The sequence below is a fragment of the Allosphingosinicella sp. genome, assembly GCF_036403745.1.
Taxonomy (GTDB): Bacteria; Pseudomonadota; Alphaproteobacteria; order Sphingomonadales; family Sphingomonadaceae; genus Allosphingosinicella.
The window spans coordinates 57,077-66,062 of the sequence record NZ_DASWQI010000006.1 but is presented as its reverse complement, the minus strand read 5'-3'; the positions used below and the strand labels follow the sequence as shown (position 1 = coordinate 66,062).

10 protein-coding genes are annotated in these 8,986 nt (G+C 69.5%); 7 read left to right on the top strand and 3 right to left on the bottom strand.

Annotated features, from left to right (window positions below; genetic code table 11):
• Positions 1–93: 93 nt before the first annotated feature.
• Positions 94–657: a helix-turn-helix domain-containing protein gene (locus VGC56_RS01095; RefSeq protein WP_464122700.1), complete on the bottom strand. Its 564-nt coding sequence runs from the start codon at positions 655–657 to the stop codon at positions 94–96.
• A 106-nt stretch (positions 658–763) separates the two neighbouring features.
• On the opposite strand from VGC56_RS01095, the gene VGC56_RS01090 reads away from it, so the two are divergent.
• The 4 genes from VGC56_RS01090 (at position 764) to VGC56_RS01075 (ending at position 3,624) form a co-directional block, all read left to right on the top strand.
• Entirely contained in the window at positions 764–1,264 is a 501-nt protein-coding gene (locus VGC56_RS01090; protein ID WP_464122712.1) for a DUF6456 domain-containing protein, read from the top strand.
• A complete protein-coding gene (locus tag VGC56_RS01085) occupies positions 1,261–1,677 on the top strand; it encodes a hypothetical protein (RefSeq protein WP_464122699.1) in 417 nt (138 codons plus the stop codon). Before VGC56_RS01090 ends, VGC56_RS01085 begins: the two co-directional genes overlap by 4 nt.
• Before the next feature lie 1,107 nt (positions 1,678–2,784).
• Entirely contained in the window at positions 2,785–3,279 is a 495-nt protein-coding gene (locus VGC56_RS01080; RefSeq protein ID WP_464122698.1) for a metallophosphoesterase family protein, read from the top strand.
• 120 nt (positions 3,280–3,399) lie between these two features.
• Positions 3,400–3,624, top strand: a complete 225-nt coding sequence (locus VGC56_RS01075) for a hypothetical protein (protein ID WP_464122697.1) — start codon at positions 3,400–3,402, stop codon at positions 3,622–3,624.
• A 16-nt stretch (positions 3,625–3,640) separates the two neighbouring features.
• On the opposite strand, the gene VGC56_RS01070 is transcribed toward VGC56_RS01075, so the two are convergent.
• Positions 3,641–3,973, bottom strand: a complete 333-nt coding sequence (locus VGC56_RS01070; protein ID WP_464122696.1) for a VOC family protein — start codon at positions 3,971–3,973, stop codon at positions 3,641–3,643.
• A 138-nt stretch (positions 3,974–4,111) separates the two neighbouring features.
• A complete protein-coding gene (locus tag VGC56_RS01065; RefSeq protein WP_464122695.1) occupies positions 4,112–5,410 on the bottom strand; it encodes a M20/M25/M40 family metallo-hydrolase in 1,299 nt (432 codons plus the stop codon).
• 104 nt (positions 5,411–5,514) lie between these two features.
• On the opposite strand from VGC56_RS01065, the gene VGC56_RS01060 reads away from it, so the two are divergent.
• From VGC56_RS01060 to VGC56_RS01050, 3 genes are all read left to right on the top strand, one after another.
• Positions 5,515–5,910, top strand: a complete 396-nt coding sequence (locus VGC56_RS01060) for a cupredoxin domain-containing protein (RefSeq protein ID WP_464122694.1) — start codon at positions 5,515–5,517, stop codon at positions 5,908–5,910.
• Between the two features lie 10 nt (positions 5,911–5,920).
• Entirely contained in the window at positions 5,921–6,310 is a 390-nt protein-coding gene (locus tag VGC56_RS01055) for a hypothetical protein (RefSeq protein ID WP_464122693.1), read from the top strand.
• A gap of 1,982 nt (positions 6,311–8,292) precedes the next feature.
• Entirely contained in the window at positions 8,293–8,859 is a 567-nt protein-coding gene (locus VGC56_RS01050; protein ID WP_464122692.1) for a hypothetical protein, read from the top strand.
• The last annotated feature ends 127 nt before the right edge of the window (positions 8,860–8,986 follow it).

Sequence of the window (8,986 nt, the reverse complement as noted above, 5' to 3'; positions counted from 1 at the left end):
GCAGCCAGCGCCAGCGGCCGGGGCCGAGAACACGGTCGTGGCCGAGCAGGACGGCGGGTCCGGGGGCAGCGGCGTCGGCGACGGGAAGCGACATCAGAGGCTGCGGATCAGGCGGACGGCGACGGCGAGCCAGGCGGGATCGGCGAGCACGGTCTGGCGGCCGCCGGCGCCGAGCGGCAGGAGGTGGAGCTTGCCCTCCTCGCGGCCGATCAGGCGGGCGAACAGGAAGCGCCCGGCGGGACGGGGGACGAGGACGTCGCGGTTGAGCGCCTGGCCGAAAGCGTCGGGCGCGAGGCGGCGGCACCACAATTCGTCGCCGGCGCGATAATCGCCGACACCGGCGGCGACGGCGACGGCGACCATGCCGGCTTCGGGGTGCGGCGGGACGGCGACGCCGCTGCGGCGCGGTGCGTGGGCGCCGTCATGTTCGAGGATGGCGGCGACCGGCAGGTCCTCGCGGTCCGGGAGCTGGACGAGGTCGCCTGCTTCGACCCCGAGGGCGCCGGCGATGCGGTTCAGCCAGCCGACCGAGACGGTGCGGGTGCCGGTCTCGAGGCGACCGATCGTCTGTGGTGTGGTCGGCGGGTCGCAGCGGTCGGCGACGTCCTGGAGCGTCATCTTCTTCGCGCGGCGAACCTCGCGGATGCGGGTGATCATGAGCAGCCTCCCCAACCAGTGCGGTTATTTCACTTTCCTACACCCTCTCCTCAATGGCAAGGTGCAATTGAAGTGATTCGTGATATGTTCTGGAGGCAATCCAATGATGGGCGTGAAGGCGAGGAAGAACCGGCTGCTGGCGGAGCGGCCGCTGCCGCAGGACGGACGCTCGCGCCGGCCGGGACGGAGCCGGGCGGTGCGGTCGGTGACGGTGAATTTGGCGGAGTCGCCGCTCGGCTGGCTGCACAATCGCGGCCATGTCACGACGCGGCACTATGCGGCGGGCGAGCAATTGCGGCTGGACTGGGAGAAAGCGCAGCTGCCGCCGGTGGTGACGATGCAGTGGGACGCGCCGCCGCTCGGCAAGCAGACGCGCGCCGCTCCCGAGGATGCGGCGCCGACGATGCGGCAGATTGCAGCGCGGCGGCGGTTCGATGCGGCGACGAAGGCGGCGGGGCCGGGGCTGCGCGATATATTGTGGCGGGTGGTCTGCGCCGGCGAGGGGATGCGCGAGGCGGAGACGGCGCTCGGCTGGCCGGCGCGGGCGGGCAAGCTCGTCCTCCAGATGGCGCTCGACCGGCTTGCCGATCATTACCGGATGCGATGACGGCAGGGGTTGCGCGCGGCGTGCCCACCGGCCAGTCTCCGCGCCGCGGCAGTGGGGAGAAGGACGTGGTGGCAGTCCCTTACGCGGCGATGCTGGCTTTCGCTCCGCCGGCGGCCGCGGCACCCGTGCCGGTGGTGCAGAGCGACTTCCAGCTGAGGCCCTCGGCGGCGGGGACGCGGATCACGCCCGAGCGCTGCCCCGAGCCGCGACCGGGCGAGATCGTCGTCTGCGGCCGCCGCGGTCCCGGGCAAAGGATCGAGCCGCTGGCGCTGCCGGCAGGGGTCAAGCCGCCGCAGCGGGCCGGCATCGATCTCGGCGGAGGGGCGCGCGCCCAGCCGGCCATGCATGAACAGGGTATGCCTCAGGGGCGGATTTCGAAGCGCTTCACCATCGATTTCCTGTTTCCGTTTTAGGGCCGAACTTATCCCCGCTATTCTCTTTATCCACAGGGCTCGAAGGCTTGTGCGACTCGGCGGAAGGTGGGACTGTCTGGCTTCGCGATGAGAGCGGCCGCCGGAAACGGAGAGGTGTTCGAAAACGCGGCGACGCCCGGGCAAAGCCGGCCGCAAGGCCGGGGGAACTCGAAGCGGCGAACGGGCGCAAAGGAAGAAGCGTGAGGCGGAGGCGCAAGCCAAAGCCGCTCCCACTTTCCGGATCGTCCGGCAACGAAGGGCCCCGGCCCGACGCTGCGAAAGAAGCTTCGACGGGCAGCAATGTCCGGCGCGGTTTCGAAGGGGGACCCGCAAAGGCTTCACGGCTTTTGTCGGGCACCCGATCGGAAGCTCGGGGATCGCAAGATCGCAAGAGACCGATCCGCCCGGTTGAAATATGCCCTCCCCTCGCGGGAGAGTGTGCGGAGACCAGGAAAGTGGGGGCTGGCGGCAACGCCAGCCCCCATTACTTTGTGGGGTGCCTGGCGTCGGCATCCCGCTCGCTCTCCCAACAGCGTCGCCACCTCTCCACCTGAGGCGTGCCCGGGTCGACACCAGCGGCGTCGCGACCCTTCCACCTGAGAGCTGCCTGCGTCGATACCGGCAGCGTCGAGAGCTTTCCGCCGCCACGCCGCCCGCACCGACTCCGGTTGTCGCCGATACGTGGCGCATCGACTCCTGTCGCCATCAACACGGGCCCGCATCCACTGCCGCCGGGGTGGACACGTCCTGCATCCACTGCCGCCGGGGTGGACACGTCCTGCATCGACGCTCGCGCCGCGCCGCGTTTGCCTGTTCGCTCCGGTCGCTCACGACTGGCTAGCCACCAGCCAGGGCTGGCAGCGCCGCCCACTCTAGTCCCGGCAGGGCCCCGCGCGCCGTAGGGGCCGAGCGCCGTCATCCCGGCGAAAGCGGGGATCTCCTGGAGGAAGGGCGCAGCGGGTCTCAACGAGATTCCGGTTTTCGCCGGGATGACGTTGGTGAGAGAGCCGATCCCCGATCTGTCCCTGTGTCCATTCGCCGATCGCTAGCGGAGCTATCTGGTAGTGCCTGACGCAGCCGTCGTGCCATCGCGCGCGTTGGATGGGCGTGGCGATATTGTTCACCAGCGACAGCCATTTCGGCGATCACCGGACGCTCAACATCTGGAAGCGGCCGTTCGCCTCGGTGGCGGAGATGGACGCGGCGCTGCTCGCGGGGTGGAACGCGGCGGTGGGGCCGGAGGACGAGGTGTGGCACCTCGGCGATTTCGCCCGGAAGGCGGCGGACGTGCCGGACTGGCTGGCGCGGCTCAACGGCAGGAAGCATCTGGTGCGCGGCAACAACGATCCGCCGGAGACGGTCGCGGCCGAGGGGTGGGCGAGCGTGCGGGATTATGCCGAGCTGGAGGTGGAGGGGCGGAAACTGGTGCTGTGTCATTACCCGTTCAGGAGCTGGAACGGGCAGCACAAGGGCGTCCTCAATCTTCACGGCCACAGCCACGGCGGGCTGAAGCCGATGCCGCGGCAGGTGGATGTCGGGGTGGACGTGTGGGGCTGGCGGCCGGTGCCGCTGCAGGAGATTGTTGGCCTTCGCGACCGGTGAGGCGGGCTTGCGGCGCCCTCCGAGAGCGCGCTGCACCAGGCGTGCACCGATCGCCCTCCTCGATTCCACGGGCGGGCCGGCGCCTTTGAAGGTATGCCGGCCTCGAGGGGAGGGACTGCGATGCGCTGGTTCAAGCCGATGAGCATGCTGTTCCGGCCGGTCTCGCCAATGGGCTGGCTGCTGACGATTCTCGCCGCCGCATTCTGCGCGCATATCTTCTGGTTCGTTGACCACCATTCCCATTCCAACACCGATACGCTGTACGGCATCTTCCCTTATTGGGCGCCGACTTTGCTCGGACTGGCGTGGATCGCGGACAGGACCGGCGGACGCGCCGCGCCGTAGTCCATGACGCGCCCGCTCAGGTCATCCCGTGCGCCGCCGGGATTGGCGACGGGGGTCCGACGGGGAAGGCGATGAGCGAATCCTCGTCCTCGCCGGCGACATTGGCGTAGGTGTAGGCGACGTGGTTGACGCCGATGTCGGCGCGCTCGCCGGCTCCCGGGGCGTCCGGCTTCAGGAGCTCCAGGTTCGCGAAGGCGAAGCGGTGATGCTCCTCGTCATAGGTGAGGAAGGCCAAGGCGGGGTTCGCGTAAACCACTTCCGCTTCGAAGACGTTGCAATACCAGGCGATCATCTCGTCGAAGCGCCGCGTCATGTATACGACGTGCGCGAACTTGACCGGCTTTGCCATTGTCGATCCCCCCTCCCAGGAACGCAACGCAACGCAACGCGGGGCCGGTGCGGCACAGGCCGGCCTTCGAGAGCGCCCTCTAGCATGCGGCCGCGGCAGGGTCCCGGCCTTTTCGTGACCGGCGCCCGGCGGGCTGGGTCAGCGTTTCTCGCGCGCCAGCCGGCTCATCAGGATCGCGGCGCGCTTGGCCTGGCGGGGGATGGTGGAGAGGTCGACGGTCTCGCCGGGCGCATGGTCACCGCGGCTGGCGGTGCCGAGGCCCACGAGGCCGGGCTCGAGCTCGGCGACGAAGCTGATGTCGCCGGCGCCGCGCTTCAGGGGATCTAGGACGCCCATTTCGCCGAGACCGAGATCGCGGTTGACGAGGTTGAGGCGGTCGAGGAGGGCCTTGTTGCCGGCGGTCGGCGCCATCGGCGGGTAGGGCTCGTCGAAGCTGATCTCGGCGCCGGTGCGCGGGAGGTGGCGGGCGACGATGTCGCGCATCTTCGCGCGCACGCGCTCCTCCTGCTCACGGCTCAAGGTGCGGATGTCGCCGCGGGCGATGGCAAGGGGCGGGATGATGTTGGTCTTGCCGGTTGCCTCGCCGCGGATATGGGCGGCGTCGAGCTGGGCAGTGGTGCCGCCGACGACGAGGCCGACATTGAAAGTGAGGTTGGGCTCGGGCAGCTCGCGGCGGAAATCGTCGAGGATGCGGACGAGCTCGTAGATCGCGCCGTAGCCGGCATTGCCGCCGAAGATGCCGGAGGAATGGCCGGTGGCGCCGGTCGCGTGCACTTCCCAGCCGCCGGCGCTGCGGCGGGCGGTCGAGCCCATGTCGCGGCCGTTCTCCTGCGCGAGGCCTTCGAAATCGAGCGCGACGTCGGTCGCCTTGCCGGCGGCGACGAGGTCGCGGCGGGAGATGGCGAGCGGGCGGCCGGCTTCCTCCTCGTCGCCGGTGAGGACGACGACGATGTCGGCGTTCTTCAGCGTTCCCGCCGCCTGCATTGCCCGAAGCGCGGCAACCATGACGACGAGGCCGCCTTTGTCGTCGCTGGCGCCGGGGCCCTCGGCGTGGGCGGCATCCTTGCGGACGAAGCGCTGGAACGGCGAATCGGGCTCGAAGACAGTGTCGAGATGGCCGATCAGCAGCATGCGCTTGCCGCGGCCATTGCCCTTGTGGGTGGCGACGAGGTGACCGGCGCGGCCGACCTCGATCATCGGAATCCAGCGGATTTCGAAGCCGAGGGGCTCGAGCTCGGCGCGCATCATGCGGCCGACGGCCTCGACCCCGGCAAGATTTCGCGAGCCGCTATTCTGGTTGACCAACTTTTCGAGCAGCGCCTCGTCGCGCGCGCGGCCGGCATCGACGGTGGCGGCGATCCTGCGTTCCGCGGGGGTGAGCTGGGCGGCGGCGGGAGTCGCGGCGAGGAGGAGGAGGGGCAGGATCAGTGCGCGCATGGATGCTCCTTCGTGCCTCGTTCCGGGACCGGCGCGGGCGGTTTGTCCGGCTCCCTTTGCGCGTGCTAGGCGTTGGGGCAAGCGGTGTCGCTGAGGGAGTGTCTATGCGCAGGCTGATCCTGTTCCTCTCGCTGTTCTTCGCCGCTCCGGCAGCCGCGCAGGAGCCCGCGCAGGATTGGCGGACGGCGGCGGAATATGACGTGCTGCTGACCAGCTATGCGATCCAGCCCAAGGTGCTGCGGCTGAAGGCGGGCGAGCCGGTCCGCCTCCGCTTCGTCAACAACAGCAACGAGCCGCACCGATTCGCGGCTCCCGCTTTCTTCGCGCGGGCGGAGGTGCCGGAGCATCTTCGCGGCCTGGTGAAGCACGGCGCCGTGTTCGTGGCGCCGCTGTCGGAAGAGACTTTGGTGCTGGTACCGAGGGCCGGGCGCTACGGCGTGAGCGGCGGGGCGCTGGCGCAACGGCTGCTTGGAATGCACGGACGGATCGTCGTCGAATAGGAGAAAGCGGATGGGCAAGAAGAAAGACAAGAAGGCCAAGGCGAAGGCCACCGCCGGCGGCGGTGCGGTGGCGAAGGAAGCCTCGGGCACCAAGCTGCCCAAGGGTCTGCGCAAGGCGGGCAGGGCGGCGATGAAGCTCGCCGAGCAACCGGTCGTGAGCGAGGCGGTGGCGGCGGCCTTGCTCGCGGCGGCGGCGGCCTTGCGCGACACCGGCGCGACTAAGCGCGCGGCGAAGGGGTCGGCCAATGCCGCGGCGGATGCGGCGGGCGCGACCGGCAAGCAGGCCAGCCTGCTTGGAGACGCGCTGAAGAGCGTCGCCATCGACGTCGCGCGGCGCACTGTGGCGGCCTGGGAAGAGAACGCGAAAGCCCCCAAGAAGGGCGGCGGCGAGGGCCGCTAGGGGGCCTCCGACTTACCCCCGTTATCCTCGTTATCCACAGGCGGAATCCGCTTCCCCGACTCGGGAAAGCATGACAGCTTCGTTGTGTGGACGGAAGGAATGGACCCGCAAGGATCCGGACCGGAAGGCCACCCGCCAAGGCGGAAGGAAGCGGTCGCTCCCCCAAGGAAAGGCAGCTTTCGAAAGCCGGACGCGAGGGCGCCTCTAGCAGCGCCGGTCGAACGCGCAAGCGGACGAGCGGAATTGCGAAAGGTGCCGGCAGCGCCGAAGCGCAGCCCGCAAGGGCGGCAGGACGGCGAAGCCAAATGCCGGATCGGAAGGCTGCGGGAATCGCCCCGCAGGTGGAAGAGCCGACAGGGTCCCGGCCGGAGCTTTCGGGTTCCGGCCAAGGCTCACCCTTCCGACAGGCAAGCGAAGGGCCCGCGCCCTTGGTGCGCTTGAAGGAGGTGGAGACGGGGAGGCTTCGGCCGAGCCGGATCCGGACGGGTCTGGATGAGGGGCTTCGGTTCCTGGTTCAGGTCCGGCGGCTGGAAGGATCGGGGTTCGCTTCGATCTTGAAGGTTCGCGAAAACGGGTCGTGCGGGGATTTCGGTTCTCATGCGGTCCGGCGGTCGAAGACGGGGCTTGCTCCGGATCGAGGCTGCGAAGGGTCGAGGTTCGAGGGCTTGCTCTCGGGCGGATGACCTGGCGGCAAAAGGCAGGAGGTTCGCCTTCAGTCGATGTCGCGAACGGGCCCGGTATCGAAGCGTTCGCGCTTCGGCGGAAGGTCCGGCGGCGAGGAAACGGAGCTTGCTCCGCGCTGGCGCCGCGAAGGATCGAGGACGAGGGGTTCGCCTCTCGTGCGACGTCCGGCAGCGGAAGGATCGAGGTTCGCCTTGAGCCCAGGCTGCAAAGGGATCGAGGTGGGGAGTTCGCTTCCCGTCAAGGTCCCGCGGCGGAAGGATCGGAGCTTGCTTCGGTTCGAGGCTGCGAACGGGTCGAGACGGGGAGCTTGCTTCTCATCGAAGGTCCGGCGAGCGGAAGGATCGGGGTTCGCTTCGATCTGAGGTTCGCGAAGAGGGTGCGGCACGATCGTGAGGTTCGCCTTTCGACTGCGGCGTGTCCTTGCGGAAAGGCGGTTCTGGGCTTGCCCGGATCGGCGGACTGCGAAGGCACTCGTTCCCGGGAAGCTCAGTCTTTCCGAGCGGGGCCAGGCGGCGAGGAGCGGACGTTCGCGTCCGCTTCGAACCGACCGAGGGGGAAGACGGAAGGCCCCGGCCTTTCGGCGGACCCTGGGGACGGCGAGACGGGGTGCTTCGGCGCTCCGCCAGCCAGCCTCTTCGAAGCGGCGCGAGGCGAAAGCTGCTGCGACGCTTCGGAAACGGGGAACGGGCATCCAGGCCTCGGCCTTGCCCGGACTCGCAGGGAACCGCCCAGGCCTCACGGCCTGGACGGGACCCACGGGGACCATAGGCGGCTTCGGCCTCCACATGGTGTCCGCCCACCCAGCGGGTGATCGCGTCGCCGAGGCGGGGCATCGTGAGACTGGGACATTGGGGGCTGGCGGCAACGCCAGCCCCCATTTTGGTTTCGGGGCGGATTGGGTGACGATCTCCTGTTCCGGAAGCGGATTCCCGGGGTGCGACTCGCGCGATCGTCGCAAGGAGCGGCCGCTGAGTTGCTGATCGTGCCCTGACCCGGCCGCGTCCGTTCGCCTTATCGCAGTGATTCTGAAACACCGTTCGGGCTGAGCCTGTCGAAGCCCTGCTTCGCGTTTCGCGTGAGAAGAGAAGGACAGGGCTTCGACAAGCTCAGCCCGAACGGGTGAGGTGATGCAGTTGTCGAGGACAGGCTCACCTCGAGGCGCCAATCGCGGCCGGCGCCGTTGAGGCGCGGGTAAGATCAAACCTCTTGCGCCAGCTCGCTCGCCCGCTGTCGGCGACGCGCGCCAGGAACGGCTGCGCACCGCCCTCGTTGAAGAGGCTCAAGCGAGGAGATTCGAGATGAGCGATGAGAGCGGCTCCGGCGGACCGGCTTATGGCAGTGATGGCGAAGGCGGCGTGCGGCCCGACGCGGGCGCGGAGGAGACGGCGCGGCAAAGCGGCGGGAGCAGCGATGACGGCGAGGCGCGGGCAGGCGATCCGCTCCAGGGTGGAACTGGTGGCGCGACTGGCGGCACGGCAGGTCGCGACGTCCTCCCGGGCGTCGGCACAGGCGCGGGCGCTGCGGGCGTTGCGACGGGATCGAATGACGATACGGGCGGCCTGACGCTGGGCGATCCGACCGGGCGCGAGGCAGAGGGCGGCAGCGGCGATGCGGCGGCGGATCGGCTTGGCGGCGGCGAAGGCGAGACGGGCGCCGGGATGACGGGCGCAGGGTCGGCGACGGGCGATGCGGAGCCGATGCGCAGCGAAGGCGGCAGTAGCGGGAATGGGCTTGGCGGCACAGATGCGGGATCGCCCGGCGGCATGGGCGGCGTTCGGGCTCGCGGCGGCACTGGCTTGGGGCGGCCGCCGGGTGGGGTCAGTCCGCTTGGCAGCGACTCGGAGACGGAGGACGATCGGGGCTGAGGCGCCGCTCGATTCGAACTCGGCAGGAGTTCACTTTCCGGTCGCTCGCGCGACGGGGTCGGGCACGCGAAGTTTAGACCGCGTCAACCATGGGTGGGAAGGCGGCGCTAAGCGGCGGCTGCGAAGC

What these genes read in the sequence shown, in the direction of transcription:
- VGC56_RS01095 (WP_464122700.1), bottom strand. Translation starts at nt 657, where the DNA reads ATGATCACCCGCATCCGCGAGGTTCGCCGCGCGAAGAAGATGACGCTC.
- VGC56_RS01090 (WP_464122712.1), top strand. Translation starts at nt 764, where the DNA reads ATGGGCGTGAAGGCGAGGAAGAACCGGCTGCTGGCGGAGCGGCCGCTG.
- VGC56_RS01085 (WP_464122699.1), top strand. Translation starts at nt 1,261, where the DNA reads ATGACGGCAGGGGTTGCGCGCGGCGTGCCCACCGGCCAGTCTCCGCGC.
- VGC56_RS01075 (WP_464122697.1), top strand. Translation starts at nt 3,400, where the DNA reads ATGCGCTGGTTCAAGCCGATGAGCATGCTGTTCCGGCCGGTCTCGCCA.
- VGC56_RS01070 (WP_464122696.1), bottom strand. Translation starts at nt 3,973, where the DNA reads ATGGCAAAGCCGGTCAAGTTCGCGCACGTCGTATACATGACGCGGCGC.
- VGC56_RS01065 (WP_464122695.1), bottom strand. Translation starts at nt 5,410, where the DNA reads ATGCGCGCACTGATCCTGCCCCTCCTCCTCCTCGCCGCGACTCCCGCC.
- VGC56_RS01060 (WP_464122694.1), top strand. Translation starts at nt 5,515, where the DNA reads ATGCGCAGGCTGATCCTGTTCCTCTCGCTGTTCTTCGCCGCTCCGGCA.
- VGC56_RS01055 (WP_464122693.1), top strand. Translation starts at nt 5,921, where the DNA reads ATGGGCAAGAAGAAAGACAAGAAGGCCAAGGCGAAGGCCACCGCCGGC.
- VGC56_RS01050 (WP_464122692.1), top strand. Translation starts at nt 8,293, where the DNA reads ATGAGCGATGAGAGCGGCTCCGGCGGACCGGCTTATGGCAGTGATGGC.